This window comes from Streptomyces sp. NPDC093510 (genome assembly GCF_040683555.1).
Lineage (GTDB): Bacteria > Actinomycetota > Actinomycetes > Streptomycetales > Streptomycetaceae > Streptomyces.
Map to the genome: position 1 here is coordinate 49,743 of NZ_JBFBEE010000013.1, position 17,866 is coordinate 67,608.

Here is a 17,866-nt window from a genome sequence, read left to right on the forward strand (position 1 = left end):
TGTCTCCTCACAGCGGCAACGGCGATGTGCTCGAGTGGGTCGAAATCAGCTGGGGCGTTCTGCGGAGCCGTCCAGGTCATCGAATGCGTCGAGACCTTCGAACTCGTCGACCTCGTCCTGCGCCAGGTCGAGGAGGGGGAAGTCGGAGGGCGTGTGGCCGCCCGCGGCGGGGGCGTCCGTGTGGTCGGCGAGACCGCCCAGCATCTCCACCCAGGTCCGGCCGAGGTGCTCGGCCTCGGCCTCCGTCACGAGGTGGCCGGGCCAGCTCAAGGTGACTGTCAGCTCGGGTCCACCCGTGGTGTCCCGGACCATCGCGCCCGCTTCCAGGAGGCGTTGGAGGGACATGTCCGGGTCGGACGTCCCTCCGATGGCCGTCTCCCCCGCCAACTGCCATGCCGCCACCGGGTTTTCACTGATGTCGGTGGTGAAGCGGCCCATGTAGTTGAAGCCGATCTCGGGGGTGGGACGGGACCGGAGTATGGGGGCGGTCCGGGGGTTGAGGTGGCGCAGCAGCTCGTAGCCGAGCCCGTCGCCCGGGATCGCGCGCACCTGTTCCTTGACCGCCTTGAGGAGCGACCCGGCCGCAGGTCCGCCCGTCGGTACCTCCGCGAGGTCGATGCCGGTCGTCTCGATCCGGACGGGGTGGGCGCTGGCGAACCAGCCGACCGTGCGTGCCAGGTCGACCTCTCCGATCGGCTCGCGGCCGTGCCCCTCCACGTCCAGCAGGAGCCCGGACACCGTCTCCGGCCTCCAGCGCGTGACCGCGCCCGCCAGCGCTGCGAGCAGGATGTCGTCGACGCCGCAGTGGAAGGCGGTCGCCGTACGGCCCAGCAGGGTCTCGACTTGCGTCGGCGGCACGGACCACACCTTGTGGCGCAGGGTGCCCACGGTGTCGATGCACGAGTCCAATTGGCGCCGGGCAAGGGGTGGTCGGTGCTCCCCCAGCAGGTCCAGCCAGCCGTCCAGTTCCGCGGCCCGGCTCTCGTCGGTCGTCTGCGTGACCAGCAGTTCCGCCCAGCGCCGGAACGACGTGCCGACCGGCTCCAACTTCGGCGCATGGCCCTCAGCCACCGCCTCGCACGCGGCCCGCAGATCCGGGACCAGCACACGCCAGGACACCCCGTCCACCACCAAGTGGTGCGCTACGAGCACCAGTTGGCCGGGGCGGTCGGGGCCCGCGTCCACCCACACCGCCCGCACCATCACACCGGACACCGGGTCCAGCCGCCCCGCCGCCTCCCGCGCGGCCCGCACGGCGACCTCCCCGAGCGCCTCCGGTCCGACACCCCTCGCGTCGACACGCGAGACCAGAGCCCCGGCATCGACCGACCCCGGTTCACCCACGAGCATTTTCGCCTCGCCAGGAACAGTGCGGGCCCGCAGCATGTCGTGTGTATCCAGTACGCAGCTCAAGCCGGCCGTAACGACGTCCAGACCCAGCCCGGCCGGTGCTCCCAGCACCACCCACTGCGCAAAACCCGGTGCTGCCGCCCGCTCGCCCAGCGCCCGCATGACCGGCGTCCACGGCACCTCACCGACGCCGGTGTCGACAGTGGGGCTCGCCTCACCGGAGGTCTGCGTGACAGCCGCCAGACGTTCCGGTGTCTTCTCCTCGAACACCTGGCGGGGCGTGACGATCAGCCCCGCGCGGCGGGCCCGTGAGGCCAGCTGCATCGAGCTGATCGAGTCGCCGCCCAGCTCGAAGAAACCGTCCTCGACCCCGACCCGCTCCAGCCCCAACACCTCGGCGAACAGATCGCACAACACCCGCTCCGCATCCGTGCGCGGCTCACGGCCCGAGATGCGTTCGGTGAAGTCCGGTGCGGGGAGAGCGGCTCGGTCGAGCTTTCCGTTCACCGTGACCGGGAGTGCGTCCAGGGCGACGACCGCCGTCGGCACCATGTACTCCGGCAACTTTCCCGCTGCGTAAGCGCGGAGGGCGCCGTCGTCGACGCCCCGGTGGCCCGCGACCGGGACCACGTAGCCGATGAGGCGTTTGTCGCCGGGTCGGTCCTCGCGGGCGACCACCGCGGCCTGCCGCACCCCGGGATGCGCCGCGAGCACCGCCTCCACCTCGCCCGGCTCCACCCGGAACCCACGCACCTTCACCTGCTCGTCCGCACGGCCGACAAAGGTCAGCTGCCCCTCGGCCGTCCAGCGGGCCAGGTCCCCGCTCCGGTACATCCGCCGACCACCCGCACCAAAGGGGCACGCAACGAAACGTTCCGCCGTCAGGTCGGACCGGCCCACATAACCGCGGGCCACACCAGGCCCCGCCACGTAGAGCTCCCCCGTCGCACCCACCGGGGCCGGGCGCAGGAAACCGTCCAGGACATACGTCTGTACGTTCCCGAGCGGGCGGCCTATCGGGGGCGGGGCGTCGGACGGGCCGGTCGCGGTGTCCACGGGCCCTGCGGTGGCCATGACGGTGGCCTCGGTCGGGCCATAGGTGTTCCACACCCGTGCCCGCGCCGTCCAACGGCTCGCCAGTTCCCCGGTCAGCAGCTCGGCTCCCAGGACCCAGTCGCGTACGCCGGGGACCGCCGACGGGTCCAGGACTCCCAGGAGGGAGGGCACGACGCTGGCCGTGGTGACTCCGGTCGACTCGATCATCTCCGCGAGCGCTGTCGGCTCCGCGCGCTCCTCGGCCGAGGCGACCGCCAGGGTGCCGCCACCGGACAGCGTCACCGCCACATCCAGCACCGCCGCGTCGAAACTGAACGACGCGAACTGCAGCACAGCGACACCCTCGGCCACCCCCATCACCGGACACATCGCCGCCGCCAGATTCGCCACGCCACCATGCGCCACCCCCACACCCTTGGGACGGCCCGTCGAACCCGACGTATAGATGACATAGGCGAGCTGATCAGGCGTCAGGCGGCAGCCGAGAGGTGTGTCGGACTCGGCCGCCACCGCCTCCGCGACAGCCGTCTCGTCCAGCGACACCACCTTCGCCACGCCCGCTGCTGTCCCGGCCAGGCCCTCCCCCGCACCCAGGACGAGCCGTGCCCCGCTGTCGGCCACCATGAACGACAGCCGGTCCGCCGGGTACTCCGGGTCCAGCGGCACGAACGCGCCGCCCGCCTTCCACACCGCCAGCTCCGCCACGACGACGTCGACGCCACGCGGCAGGCACAGGGCCACACGTGTTTCCGGGCCGACGCCGAGCCCGACCAGATACCGGGCCAGACGGTTCGCCCGCGCCTCCAACTCCCCGTACGACAAGGAGTCCGAGCCGCACCGCACGGCCGTCACATCGGGCGCTCGCTCCGCGTGCGCGGCGAACAGGTCGGGGACCAAGGTGTCCGGGACCTCGGCCGCCGTGTCGTTCCAGTGGTCCACGACCAGTTCGCGCTCCGGTGTGCCGAGCACATCGATCCGGCCCACCGGTGTCGACGGGTCGGCCACGAACTGCTGGAGGACGCGGATGAGCCGTCGGCCCATCTCGGCGGCCTCCTCCCGGGCGACCAGGTCCGGCCGGGAGGTCACGCGCATGTGGAGGTGGTCGGTGACGAGGACGCCGAGTGTGACGGGGTAGTTGGTCGCCTGGTGTCCCGCGGAGGCGGAGAAGGCGGGCAGGTCGGCGTCCGTCGAACGGGCGGGAGGGTTCGGGTAGTTCTCGTAGACCACGAGGGTGTCGAAGACCGCTCCGGGGCCCGCGAGCCGCTGGATGTCCGCGAGGCCCAGGTGCTGGTGGGCGATCAGGCCGGACTGGCGTGCCTGGAGCCGGGCCAGCATGTCGGCGACGGGTTGCGTGCCGTCGAGGCGTACGCGTACCGGGAGCGTGTTGATGAGCAGGCCGATCATCGACTCCGCGCCCGGCAGTTCGGCGGGACGGCCCGCGACGGTCGCGCCGAAGACGACGTCCGTGCGGCCGGCGAGGCGCGCGAGGACGAGTGCCCACGCGCCCTGCACCAGCGTGTTCACCGTGAGCCCGTGGGCTCGGCTCACCTCGGTCAGGGCCCGTGTGTCCTCTTCGGAGAGCCGCAGGGAGGTCTCGTCAGGCAGGACGAGGGCGCCGCTCGGGTCCGCAGGAGCGACGAGCGTCGGCTCGTCGACGCCGGCCAGCTCGGCCCGCCAGGCGGCGCGCGCGGCCTCCTTGTCCTGGCGTCCCAGCCACGCCAGGTACTCGCCGTAGGAGGCCGCGCGCTTGAGTACGGACGGGTCGCCGCCCGCCTCGTACACCTGGGAGAGCTCGTCGAGGAGGACCGGCATCGACCAGCCGTCCATCAGGAGGTGATGGGACGTCACGACGAGGCGGTGCCGTTTCTCGCCGAGCCGTACGAGGAGGAGGCGGAGCAGCGGGGGCACGGTCAGGTCGAGACGCTGGGCGCGTTCCTGTGCGGCCAGCTTCTCCGCCTGCTCGGTCATGTCCGGTTCGGTGAGGTCCGTGAGGTCGGCCTCGCGCCAGGGCAGCGTCACGTTGCGGGTGATGAGCTGTACGGCCTCGCCGGACTTCCTGCGGTGGAAGCTGGCCCGGAGCGCCGCGTGCCGGCCCAGCAGCGCCTCCCACGAGGCGCGCAGCCGCCCCGCGTCCAACGGTCCCGCCACGTCCAGGAGGAACTGGACGGCGTAGACGTCGGGGCCCCGGTCGTCGAAGTCCGCGTGGAACAGCAGCCCTTCCTGCAACGGGGACAGGGGCCACACCTCGGCCAGGGCCGAGCCGTGGGCGGCGGTTGAAGACTTCACCGGGACAGGCCTCCCTCGAGCTTCGCTGCTATCGCTTGGAACTGGTCGACCTCGTCCTGCTCCAGGTCGAGGAGGTGGAAGTCGGACGGGGTGTGCCCGCCCGCGGTGGGGTCGTCGGTGTGTGCGGCAAGGCCGGTCAGCATGTGCACCCAGGTCCGGCCGAGTCGTTCCACGTCGGCTTCGGTGAGGAGCCGTCCCGGCCAGCTGAGCGTGACGGTGAGTTCGGGGCCCGCCGGTGTGTCCCGGACGGCCGCGATCCCTTCGAGGACGTGCGGGGCCGGGGTGTCCGAGCCGTCCGTGCCGCCGGTTCCCGCCGGTCCGGCGAGCTGCCAGGGTCCGACCTGGCCGGTCCGAGCGGTTCGTGGGGCCGTTCCCGCTGCTTCCCTCGAGCTCGTTCCTGCCGCTTCCCTCGAGCTCGTTCCTGCCGCTTCCCCTGAGCCCGTTCCTGCCGTCGTTCGCGCTCCCGCAGCGAACCGGCCCAGGTAGTTGAAGCCGATCTGTGCCGTCGGGGCGGCCCGGAGGACCGGGGCCGTCCGGGGGTTGAGGTGACGCAGCAACCCGTACCCGAGCCCGTCGCCGGGGACCGCCCTCACCTGCTCCTTGACGGCCTTCACCAACGTACCGGCAGCCCGGCCGCCCGCCATAGCGCCGTCCAGGTCGGCGCCGGTCACGTCGAGCCGCACCGGGTGCGCGCTCGTGAACCAGCCCACCGTCCGCAGCAGATCGGTCCCGTCCACGGGCTCACGCCCATGCCCCTCGATGTCGAGCAGCAGCCCTCCGGACGACACGCTGTCGGGGCGCCAGTGCGCCACCGCGCCCGCCAAGGTGGCGAGGAGCACCTCGTGCACTCCGCAGTGGAAGGCGGCCGGTGTCCGGCCCACCAGGGTCTCCACCTGCTCCGACGGGACGGTCCAGGAGCGGCGGCGCAGGGTCCGCGCGGTGTCGACGGCCGGGTCCGACGCGCGGCGCGTCAGGGGCTGTTGGCGCTCGCCCAGCAGGGCCAGCCAGTCCGCCAGCTCGGCGGTGCGCCGCTCGTCGGTCGCCTGCTCGGCCAGCAGTTGCGACCAGCGGCGGAACGACGTCCCCACCGGGTCGAGCCGAGGCGCCCGCCCCGCGGCGACCGCCTCGCACGCGGCCCGCAGGTCGGGAAGCAGCACGCGCCAGGACACGCCGTCGACCACGAGATGGTGCGCCACCAGAACCACCCGCCCGGTCCGGCCGGGCCCGGCGTCGACCCACACCGCCCGCACCATCACGCCCCCCTCCGGATCAAGCATCCGAGCAGCTTCACGCGCGGCCCTGCCGGCGATCGAGTCCAGATCTTCGGAGGTGGGGGTGGGGGTGGGCGGAGCCCCCGGGGCGGTGGCGGGCGGAGCTTCGGGCACGGTGCTGTGCCCGGCTCCGGACGCGGCAGCGGGCAGCGCTTCAGGCGCGACAGCGTCCGGGGCCTGCGCGGCCCGCGGGACGCCCGAGGCTTCCGAGGCACCCGGCACGGCAACCTGCCGCGCCACGGACACGTCAGCGGACAGCGCTCCCGGCCCGTCGCCGTCCGGGGTGTGCGCGGCCCGCGGGGCGCCCGGAGCTTCCGAGGCGCCCCCGGCCCCCCGGGCCCCCCGGGCCCCCCGGGCCCCCCGCACAGCAACGTCCCGCGCTACGGACGCGGCACCGCTCCCCGTCTCCCCCACGGGAGCCGTCGCGTCGACGCGGGACACCAGGGGTGACGCGTCGACCGAACCCCGCTCGCCGACGATCAGCTTCGGTTCGTCGGGGACCGTGCGGGCGCGCAGCATGTCGTGGGTGTCGAGGAGGGCGGCGAGGCCCGCCGTGAGGGTGTCGAGGCCGAGGTCGGGCGGGGCGCCCACCGTCGTCCACTGGGTGAACCCGGGGCCCGCGACCTTCTCGCCGAAGGCCCGCATGACCGGCGTCCACGGCACCTCGCCGACACCGTCGTCGTCCGCCGCGGTCTCGTCCCCGGCGAGCTCCGCCACCTCCGCGAGGCGTTCCGGGGTCTTCTCCTCGAAGACCTGCCGGGGCGTCACGACCAGCCCGGCACGACGCGCCCGTGACACCAGCTGCATCGAGCTGATCGAGTCGCCGCCCAGTTCGAAGAAGCCGTCCTCGGCGCCCACCCGGTCGAGGCCCAGCATGTCTGCGAACAGGTCGCAGAGGATGCGCTCGGCCGCCGTACGCGGCTCCCGGCTCGTGACGCGCTCCGCGAAGTCGGGGGCGGGCAGCGCGGCCCGGTCGACCTTGCCGTGGGCGGTGCGCGGGAGGGCGTCCAGGACCAGCACGGCGGTCGGCACCATGTACTCGGGGAGCACACCGGCGACGTATTCGCGGACCGTTCCGCCGTCGACCGTCCCCGTTTCGGCGGCTACGTAGCCGATGAGGCGGCGCTCGCCGGGGCGGTCCTCCCTGATCGTCACGGCGGCGTGGCGCACGCCGGGGCACCCGGCGAGGGCGGCCTCCACCTCGCCGGGCTCGACGCGGTGTCCGCGGATCTTCATCTGGTCGTCGGCGCGGCCGGCGAAGACCAGTTCGCCGTCGTGGGTCCAGCGGACCACGTCGCCGGTCCGGTACATCCGTCGGCCGGGTTGGAAGGAGTCCACCATGAAGGGGTTCGCCACGAAGCGCTGGGCGGAGAGTCCGGGGCGTCCCAGGTAGCCGCGGGCGAGTCCGGCCCCGGCGACGTACAGCTCGCCCGGCACGCCCACCGGCACCGGCCGCAGGGACGCGTCCAGCACGTACGCCTGGGTGTTGGTGACCGGACGGCCGATCGGCGGCGGCCCTTCGCCGTCCGATGAGCCGTGCCGGATCAGCCCCGCCGTGGAGATGATCGTCGACTCGGTGACGCCGTACTGGTTGTACATGGCGCGGCCTGCCGACCACCGCCGCCGCACCTCGGCGGGCATGGCCTCGCCGCCCGTGATCAGCAGGCGCAGGTCCGGCAGTTCGTCCGGCGGCATCTGCGAGAGGAAGGAGGGGGGAATCGCGGCGTGGGTGATGCGCCCGGCGCGCACCAGGCGGGCCAGTTCCTCGCCGGAGATGTCGAGCCGCGTCGGCGCGAGCACGAGCCGGCCGCCGGCGCAGAGAGCGGGCCAGATGTCCGCGAGGGAGACGTCGAAGCTCGGCGAGACCAGTTGCAGCACGCGGCTGTCCGGGTCGACCGCGTACCGCCGCACGTTCTCCGCCACGAGATTCCGCAGCCCGTGGTGCGACACCGCGACACCTTTGGGTGTGCCGGTGGACCCGGAGGTGTAGATGACGTACGCGGCATGGCCAGCCGTCAGCGGCACCGGCCGCTCCCCGTCCCGCACCGGGCCGGCCGGTAGCCTCCCCACCTCGCGCGCCACCACCGGGTCGTCCACGACCACGACCCGCCCCGCGAACTCCTCGGGCACCACGCCCCGCGACGCCACCGTGCACACCACCACCGCCGGATCCGCGTCAGCCAGCACGTACGCGACCCGCTCCGGCGGATAGCCCGCGTCGACGGGGACGAACACCCCACCCGCCGACGACACCGCCAGCAGCGACACCACCAGCTCCACCGACCGCTCACCCACCACGGCCACCCGCACCTCGGGCCCCACCCCCGCACCCACCAGCCACCGGGCGAGACGGCACACCCGCCCGCCCAACTCGCCGTAGGTCAGGCGCTCTTCACCCCGCACCAGCGCCACCGCATCCGGCGACGCCGCCACCTGTCGGCCGAACAGCTCGGGCGCCAACGCGTCCGGGACCACGGCCGCCGTGTCGTTCCAGTGCTCGACGACACGGGTGCGTTCGGCGGGCGTCAGGACGTCGATCTCGCTGAGGCGGAGGTGCGGGTCGGCGGCAACCTGTTCGAGTACGTGGGCCAGGCGCTCCGCCAGCGCCCGCGCGGTGTGTTCGTCGAAGAGGTCGGTCGCGTAGAGGATCTCGCCGTCGAGCCCGGCGGGGGCGCCGCGCTCGTCGCGCCGCTCGACCATGGAAACCGCCAGGTCGAAGCGGGCGGAGAGTTCGGGGGGCAGCGGTGCGGGCCGGACGTCGACGCCCGGCAGCTCCCAGGCGACTTCGGGGATGTTCTGGAGGGCGAGCATCACCTGGAAGAGCGGGTTGCGGGAGAGCGAGCGGGTCGGGTTCAGCTCCTCGACCAGGCGCTCGAAGGGGACGTCCTGGTGTGCGTAGGCCGCCAGGTCGGTGGCCCGCACCCGTTCCAGCAGCTCGGCGAAGGTCGGGTCGCCGCCCAGATCGGCCCGCAGGACGAGGGTGTTGACGAAGAACCCCGCCAGTTCCTCCAGCGCCGCGTCCCCACGCCCGGCCGACGGTGTGCCCACGGCGATGTCGTCCCCGGCTCCCAGGCGTGACAGCAACAGGGCGACAGCCGCGTGCACGACCATGAACATCGTCGCCCGGCCCTGCCCGGCCACCTCCACCAGCCGCCCGTGCGTCCCCGCGTCCGCCGCCACCGGCACCAGGCGCCCCCGGAACGACGGCACAACCGGCCGCGCCCGGTCCACCGGCAGCACCAACTCCTGCGGGACGCCCGCCAACGCTTCACGCCAGTAGGCGAGTTGACCGCTCAGCACACTCGCCGGATCGTCCAGCTCGCCGAGCGCCTCGCGCTGCCACAGCGCGTAGTCGGCGTACTGCACCGGGAGCGCGTCCCAGCCCGGGGCCCGCCCCTCGCACCGCGCGGCGTACGCCGTCTCCAGGTCCCGCGCGAGCACACCCATCGACCAGCCGTCGACCGCCACGTGATGCGCCACCACCGACAGCACGCACTCCCCCGGGCCCAGCACCACGAGGCACACGCGCCACGGCATATCCGTGCGCAGATCAAAGCCGGTGGCCAGCTGCCCGGCGAGCACGCGGTCGAGGACGCTCTCGTCGGCCTGCACCACGGTCAGCGACGGACGCCCCGCGGCACCGTGCCGGATTTCCTGGCGGGGGACGCCGTCGGTGTCGGGGAGGACGGTCCGCAGGCTCTCGTGCCGGTCCGCGACATCACCCAGGGCCGCCTCCAGCGCGGCCACGTCCAGCACGCCCGAGATACGCAACGCCAACGGCAAGTTGTACGCCGAAGCCGCACCCGGAACCGTCTCCTCCAGCCGGTTCAAAAACCACATCCGCTGCTGAGCGAACGACAACGGCACCACATCCGGCCGCACCCACGGCCGCAGAACAAGCCGCCCCTCCCCCACACCCGCACGCTCACCCAACACCCGCGCCAGCCCCGCCACCGTCGGCGCCCCGAACAACTCCCCGATCCCCACCTCCACATCGAGGACCGCACGCGCCCGCGCCACCAACCGCATCCCGGAGAGTGAATCCCCGCCCAGATCGAAGAAGCCGTCCTCGATGCCGATCCACTCCAGGCCGAGCACCTCCGCGAACAGGCCGCACAGGATCTCCTCGGTCTGTGTGCGCGGTTCGCGCCGGGACACTCGGGCGGCGAAGTCCGGGGCCGGGAGGGCGGCGCGGTCGAGCTTGCCGTTGACGGTGAGAGGCAGCGCGTCGAGCAGCAGCACGGCCACCGGGACCATGTACTCCGGGAGCCGGGCGGCCGCGTACTGACGTATCTCGTGAGGGTCGGGACTCCGTCGCGTACCGGGCACGACGTAGGCGACCAGCACCTTTTCGCCGGGGCGGTCCTCGCGGGCCACCACCGCCACCTGGCCGACCGCCTCGTGCCCGGCGAGAACGGACTCGACCTCGCCCGGCTCCACACGGAAGCCGCGCACCTTCACCTGCTCGTCCGCACGGCCTATGAACAGCAGCTCACCGTCAGCCGTCCACCGGACCAGGTCACCGGTCCGGTACATCCGCCCGCATTCACCGAACGGGCACGCGACGAAGCGTTCCGCCGTCAGGCCGGGCCGGTGCAGGTAGCCGCGCGCCAGACCCGAGCCGGCCACGTACAACTCGCCCACCACACCGACCGGGACCGGCTGCAGCGCCGCATCCAGGACGTAGACCTGACGATTGGCGAGGGGGCGGCCGATCGGCAGCGCCCGGCCCGCCTCGTCGCCAGGCCGCAGCAGGTGGGCCGTCGCACAGAGGGTGACCTCCGTGGGGCCATACAAGTGCCGTACCGCCAGACCCGGGCACGCCTCCCGCACCCGCGCCACCGCACCCACCGGCACCACATCGCCGCCCGTCAGCACCTCGCCCAGACCCGCGAAACACTCCGGGGACTCCTCCGCAAGCACCCGGAACATCCCCGCCGTCACATGCAGCACCGACACACCACCATCGATGGCAGCACGAATCCGTTCCGCATCCACCACACCCGGCCCGGCCACCACCACCCGACCACCCGCCGCCAACGGCACCCACACCTCGAACAACGACACATCGAAAGCGTGCGGCGCATGCATCAACACCGCGTCACCCGGACCCACCGACCAGCCCGAACCGGACGACACCAGCCCCGCCACACTCCCGTGCGGCACCGCCACACCCTTCGGCACACCCGACGACCCCGACGTGTACATCACATACGCCACGTCCTGCGCGCCCACCTGCACCGCGGGCCCGTCGGCATGGCACCCTGCCACGGCCGCACTCACCCGGAGGTCGTCCAACACCACCAGCCGCGACCCGGCACCCGGCGAGACCACGTCCCGGAACGCCTCGGTGCACACCACCGCCGCGGGGTCCGAGTCGGCCAGCAAGAACGACACCCGCTCCGCCGGATACTCCACATCCACCGGCACATACGCCGCACCAGCCCGCCACACCCCCAACAACGCCACAACCAGATCGACCGAACGCTCCATCACCACCGCGACCCGATCACCCCGCATCACACCCACACCCACCAGATACGACGCCAGACGACCGGACGCCGCATCCAACTCCCCGTACGACAAGGCGTCCGGGCCGCACCGCACCGCCATCGCGTCGGGCGCGCGCTTCACGTGCGCGGCGAACAGTTCCGGCACGGACGCGTCGGGGACAGGGACAGGGACAGCCGTGTCGTTCCAGTGCTCCAGCGTCTGCGAGCGTTCGGCGGGCGTCAGGATGTCGATCTCGCTGAGGCGGAGGTGCGGGCCGGCGGCGACCTGCTCGAGGACTCGGCCCAGACGGTCCGCCAGCGCCCGCGCGGTGTGTTCGTCGAAGAGGTCGGCCGTGCAGAGGATCTCCCCGTCGAGCCCGGCGGGGGCACCGCGCCCGTCACGCCGTTCCGTCAAGGTCACGGCGAGGTCGAAGCGGGCTGCCGGAGCGATCATCGAGGCGGAACGCACCTCCGCGCCGTGAAGCCGCCACTGCGGTTCGGGCACGTTGTCCAGGGCGAGCATCACCTGGAAGAGGGGGTTGCGGGACACGGAACGTGCCGGGTTGACCTCTTCGACCAGGCGCTCGAAGGGAACGTCCTGGTGCGCGTAGGCCGCCAGGTCCGTGGCCCGCACCCGTTCCACCAGCTCGGCGAAGGTCGGGTCGCCACTCATATCGGCCCGCAGGACGAGGGTGTTGACGAAGAACCCCGCCAGCTCCTCCAGCCCCGCATCTCCCCGCCCCGCGACCGGCGTCCCCAACGGGATGTCGTCCCCTGCCCCCAGGCGTGAAAGCAACAGGGCGACGGCCGCGTGCACGACCATGAACATCGTCGCCCGGCCCTGCCCGGCCACCTCCACCAGCCGCCCATGTGTCCCGGCGTCCGCCGCCACCGGCACCAGACACCCCCGGAACGACGGCACAACAGGCCGCGCCCGGTCCACCGGCAACACCAACTCCTGCGGCACACCCGCCAACGCTTCACGCCAGTAGGCGAGTTGGCCGCTCAGCACACTCGCCGGATCATCCAGTTCACCCAGCACCTCGCGCTGCCACAAGGCGTAATCCGCGTACTGCACCGGCAGGGCGCCCCAGCCCGGGGCCCGCCCTTCACACCGCGCCGCATAGGCCGTCTCCAGGTCCCGCGCGAGCACACCCATCGACCAGCCGTCGACCGCCGCGTGATGCGCCACCACCGACAGCACGCACTCACCCGCGCCGACGGTCATCAGGCACACCCGCCACGGCAGGTCGACGCGCAGGTCGAAACCGCGCGCCGTCTCCTCCGCGAGCACCTCTTCGACCCGCCGCTCGGTGCACTCCACGGTCAGCAGCACGGGCCGGCCGGCTTCGCCCTCGAGGACGTGCTGACGGGGTACGCCGTTCACCTCGGGGAGGAGCGTCCGCAGGCTCTCGTGCCGGTCCGCCACATCACCAAGGGCCGCCTCCAGCGCGGCCACGTCCAGCACGCCCGAGATACGCAACGCCAACGGCAAGTTGTACGCCGAAGCCGCACCCGGAACCGTCTCCTCCAGCCGGTTCAAAAACCACATCCGCTGCTGAGCGAACGACAACGGCACCACATCCGGCCGCACCCACGGCCGCAGCACAAGCCGCCCCTCCCCCACACCCGCACGCTCACCCAACAACCGCGCCAACCCCGCCACCGTCGGCGCCCCGAACAACTCCCCGACCCCCACCTCCACATCGAGGACCGCACGCGCCCGCGCCACCAACCGCATCCCCGACAGCGAATCCCCGCCCAGATCGAAGAACGACACGTCGGTGCCGACCCGCCCCAGGCCGAGGATCTCGCCGTACAGCCCGCACAGCACGTCCTCCACGGGCGTCGCGGGGCCACGGACGGCAGCCGCCGCGAAGTCGGGGGACGGGAGGGCGGCACGGTCGAGCTTGCCGTTGACGGTGAGAGGCAGCGCATCGAGCAGCAGCACGGCGGCCGGGACCATGTAGTCCGGGAGGCGCTCGGCCGCGTACTCGCGGAGCGCCCGGGGGTCGAGGCCGCCGCGCTCCCGCTGCGGCTCGTCCGGCACGACGTATCCGATCAGCTGCTTGTCTCCGCCCGGGCCGCCGTCCCGGCGAGCCACCACGACGGCCTGGCCCACCCCCGCATGAGCGGCGAGAACGGACTCGACCTCACCCGGCTCCACCCGGAAACCGCGCACCTTCACCTGCTCGTCCGCACGGCCTATGAACAACAGCTCACCGTCAGCCGTCCACCGGACCAGGTCACCGGTCCGGTACATCCGCCCACGCCCACCGAAGGGACACGCCACGAACCGTTCCGCCGTCAGACCCGAGCGCCCCGGATAGCCACGCGCCAGGCCCGACCCCGCCACGTACAAATCCCCCACCACACCGACCGGGACCGGCTGCAGCGCCGCATCCAGGACGTACACCTGACGATTGGCCAACGGACGCCCGATCGGCAGCCACCGTCCCCCGCCGTCACCGGGCCGCAGCACATGCGCGGTCGCACACAGCGTGATCTCCGTGGGGCCATACAAGTGCCGTACCGCCAGCCCCGGACACGCCTCCCGCACCTGCGCCACCGCACCCGCCGGCACCACATCGCCGCCCGTCAGCACCTCACCCAGACCCGCGAAACACTCCGGGGACTCCTCCGCAAGCACCCGGAACATCCCCGCCGTCACATGCAACACCGACACACCACCATCGATGGCCGCACGAATCCGTTCCGCATCCACCACACCCGGCCCCGCCACCACCACCCGACCACCCGCCACCAACGGCACCCACACCTCGAACAACGACACATCGAAAGCGTGCGGAGCATGCATCAACACCGCGTCACCCGGACCCACCGACCAACCCGGGTCCCGCACCAGCCCCGCCACACTCCCGTGCGGCACCGCCACACCCTTCGGCACACCCGACGACCCCGACGTGTACATCACATACGCCACGTCCTGCGCGCCCACCTGCACCGCGGGCCCGTCGGCATGGCACCCTGCCACGGCCGCACTCACCCGGGGGTCGTCCAGCACCACCAGCCGCGACCCGGAACCCGGCGAGACCACGTCCCGGTACGCCTCCATGCACACCACCGCCACCGGCGCCGAGTCGGCCAGCAAGAACGACACCCGCTCCGCCGGATACTCCACATCCACCGGCACATACGCCGCACCAGCCCGCCACACCGCCAACAACGCCACAACCAGATCGACGGAACGCTCCATCACCACCGCGACACGATCACCCCGCACCACACCCACACCCGCCAGATACGACGCCAGACGGCCGGACGCCGCGTCCAACTCCCCGTGAGACATGGTTTGTTCTTCGTCCTCGACCGCCGGTGCGTCCGACGACCAGCCGAGGTGGCGGGTCAGGAGTTTCGGGACCGTGTCCGCCGCGACCGGCCGCGCGGTGGCGTTCCATTCGTCCAGGAGCATGTCGTGCTCGGCCCCGCCCAGCAGAGGCACCCGTCCCACCTGCCGCGACGGGTCGTCCGTCAGCTGTTCCAGGAAGCGCAGGAAGGCACGGTGGCTCTCGCGGAGCCAAGCGCGGTCGTACATGGCGGAGTCGGCCTCGAAGGTGACCTCCATGCCCTCGTCCGCGGACGCGGCGCCCACCAGGACGCCGAACTCCTCGACGCGGCGGCTCGACAGGTCGCGCACGACGGCCCGCCCGCCGCCGAACGACAGGGTCTCGCCGGACATCGGCATGACGTTCACGTACGGGCCGAAGTACCAGCGGTCGCCGGTGGGCCAGTTGAGCTCGCGGCGCAGCCGTTCGCCTCGGAAAGCCTGGTGGGCGGTGAGGTCGTCGATCTCCCGGGCCGCCTTACGCGCGAGGTCCAGGAGGCTCGCGTCGGGGGTCACGGGGAGGCGGAGCGGCAGGATGTTGGCCATCGTGCACGGTGTGCGTCGCGCCTGGTCGTTCGTGCGGCCGGGGACCGGCAGGCTCAGGATCGCCTCGTCCCCGCCGCTCAGCCTGCCGACGAACGCGGCGACCGTGGCGACGACGAGGCGCGGCCAGCTCACGTCGTCGCGCGTGGCCGCCGCGCGCAGCGCCGCGACGGCGCGGGGCGGCAGGTGACCGGTCTCGCGCAGCACCTCGCCGGCCGCTTCCGGTTCGGCGGGCGCGGTCGTCGCCCGGTGGCCGGGGACGCCGGTCAGGTCCGGCCGGTCCGCGAAGTGCTCGTGCCAGTACCGTCGGCCGGCCTCGTACCGCTCCGACGCGCGGTGGGCGGACTCCTGCTCCATCAGGTCGCGCAGGGGCGCGTGGTCCACCGGGGCGGGGCGCCTGCCGTCGAGCAGTGCCGTGTACAGGTGCGCGGCGCGGCGGGCGAGCAGGGAGCAGCCGTAGGCGTCCATCAGGAGGTGGTCGTAACGCTGGTACCAGATGTGGTGATCGGGTGCCAGGCGGAAGAGCGCGTACGCGATGGGACGGTCGGCGTGGGAGGCGATCTCCTGGTTCAGTTCCGCCCTCATCCACGCTTCGGCGGCCCCTTTCGGGGCGCCCTCGGCGGTGAGGTCGAGGAATTCGGTGAGCGGGGTTTCCCCATCGGGGCCCTCCTCTCCGCCACGTGTCATTTCGTTCGTCGGTGGATCAGGAAAAGACATCCGTGATCCGCCGGCGCCGTCGTCCTCGAATCGTGCGTGCAGGATTTCCGTCTCGTGTGTCATCTGCCGCAGTACGCGCTCGAACAAGTTCTTGTCGACGGGTCCTGATATCTCGACGTACTGCCCGACGCTGTACAACCGCCGTGAGCCCGCCACGCGTTGTGCCAGCCATATTCCCTCCTGGGCGTCAAGGAGGGGCAGGGTGCGAGCAGCTTTGCCGTTCATCATTCCCCCTGGCCGAGCAATTCCCCTCGGCTGTTCCGTCTGTCCGGGCCATGTGACTGTCAAGGCCGTACGAGCGGTCATGGCCGTACGAGCGGTCATGGCTGCACGAGCCGTCCAACCGCGCACTTTCCGCACTTGGACGGAGTTACGGGTACGCGTTCAGGCATCCCGGACGGGTATGCACTGGGAATTACGCGCGGCCTCGCACGGAGGCTTAAATGCTATGGCCGAGGGGGGAATGCGCGCGACCGTCCGAGGTGGGCATTCCCGCCTGTTCCGCCGACTGGTGCGGGAGGGGCGGAGCCGGGGTCCGCAGGGGGAAGCCCACTTCCACGACAAGGCCGCCCTGCGGGCGCGCGTGTGCGTTCAGGGTTGCGTCGTGGGCGGTCGCGATGGAGCGCACGATCGACAGGCCGAGGCCGTGGTGTCCGTTGTCGGCCGTGCGGCCGAGGCGCTGGAACGGTTCGAAGAGGCGGCCGACTCCGGCGGGCGGGATCTGCGGGCCGGTGTTGGAGACACGGACAAAGGCGCGTCCGTTGCGCGCGCCGGTCACGACCGTCACCCAGCCGTCGGGGGCGTTGTACCCCATGGCGTTGTCCAGGAGGTTGGCGACGAGGCGCTCGACGAGGGCGTCGTCGCCCCACATGAACGCGGGCTCGATGTGCGGCTCCACCCGCACTCCCCGCCGGACGGCCTCCTGCCGGGAGCCGAGGACCACGGTGTCGGTCAGCTCCGCCAGGTCCAGTGGTTCCCTGCGGTCGAGGCCGCGTTCGCTCCCGGACAGGGTGAGCAGCGACTCCAGGAGGCGGGCCTGCTGTTCGCTGAGGGTCAGGAGCCGCTCGAAGTTCGACCGGAAGGAGTCCACGGTGGCCTCACGGTCGATCAGGGACTCCTCCAGGAGCGCATGTTCCACGGTCAGGGGTGTGCGCAGCTCGTGCGCGGCGTTGGCGACGAACCGTTTGTGGGAGTCCAGTGCGGCCTCCAGGCGGCCGAGGAGGCCGTCGACGGTGTCGGCCAGGTCCTTCAGCTCGTCGCCAGGGCCCTCGACGGCGAGGCGCTCGTGCACGTTGTGCGCGGAGATGCGCTGGACGGTGGTGGTGATCGTGCGCAGCGGTCGCAGCACGCGCCCGGCGACCAGCCAGCCGAGCCCTATGGCGATCACCGTCATGATCGCCAGTGCGATGCCCGACTGGGTGAGCAGGTGCTGCATCTCCGCGGCGTGCTGGCGCACCGCCTGCTGCTGCTGTTCGTGGGCGAAGCTGTCGATGGAGCCCGGGACCTGGTCGCGTGTGTACATGTGGACGCCCGCGTCGCCGGGCGAGCCCGAGCCTCCTCGCCGGCTGACGAGGACAGTGTTGCTGGGGCGGTTCACCAGCAGGTAGGTGATCGTCAGGAGGATGGCGCCGGACACGACGAACAGCAGGCCGTACAGCAGGGTGAGCCGCACGCGGACCCGTCGGGGCATGAGGCGGGAGAGGAGTCCGGCCCGGGACAGGGCCGCGCGGGCCTCGGGGGCCGCAGGGACCGCGGGGGCCGCGCTTCGCAGACGCAGCAGACGCATCGGCATCTCGCTTCGCATC

The 17,866-nt window shown here is 72.2% G+C and carries 3 protein-coding genes; all 3 read right to left on the minus strand.

Annotated elements, in window-relative coordinates:
• Positions 1–45: 45 nt before the first annotated feature.
• Positions 46–4,692, minus strand: a complete 4,647-nt coding sequence (locus AB0N81_RS21740) for an amino acid adenylation domain-containing protein (RefSeq protein ID WP_365360695.1) — start codon at positions 4,690–4,692, stop codon at positions 46–48.
• The gene (locus AB0N81_RS21745; RefSeq protein WP_365360697.1) at positions 4,689–16,385 is read right to left on the minus strand and encodes an amino acid adenylation domain-containing protein; all 11,697 of its coding nucleotides are present in this window, start codon (positions 16,383–16,385) and stop codon (positions 4,689–4,691) included. The genes AB0N81_RS21740 and AB0N81_RS21745 overlap by 4 nt, the downstream gene beginning before the upstream one ends.
• A 115-nt stretch (positions 16,386–16,500) precedes the next feature.
• Positions 16,501–17,865, minus strand: coding sequence for a HAMP domain-containing sensor histidine kinase (locus AB0N81_RS21750; protein ID WP_365360699.1), 1,365 nt, complete (start codon positions 17,863–17,865; stop codon positions 16,501–16,503).
• Position 17,866 lies beyond the last annotated feature (1 nt).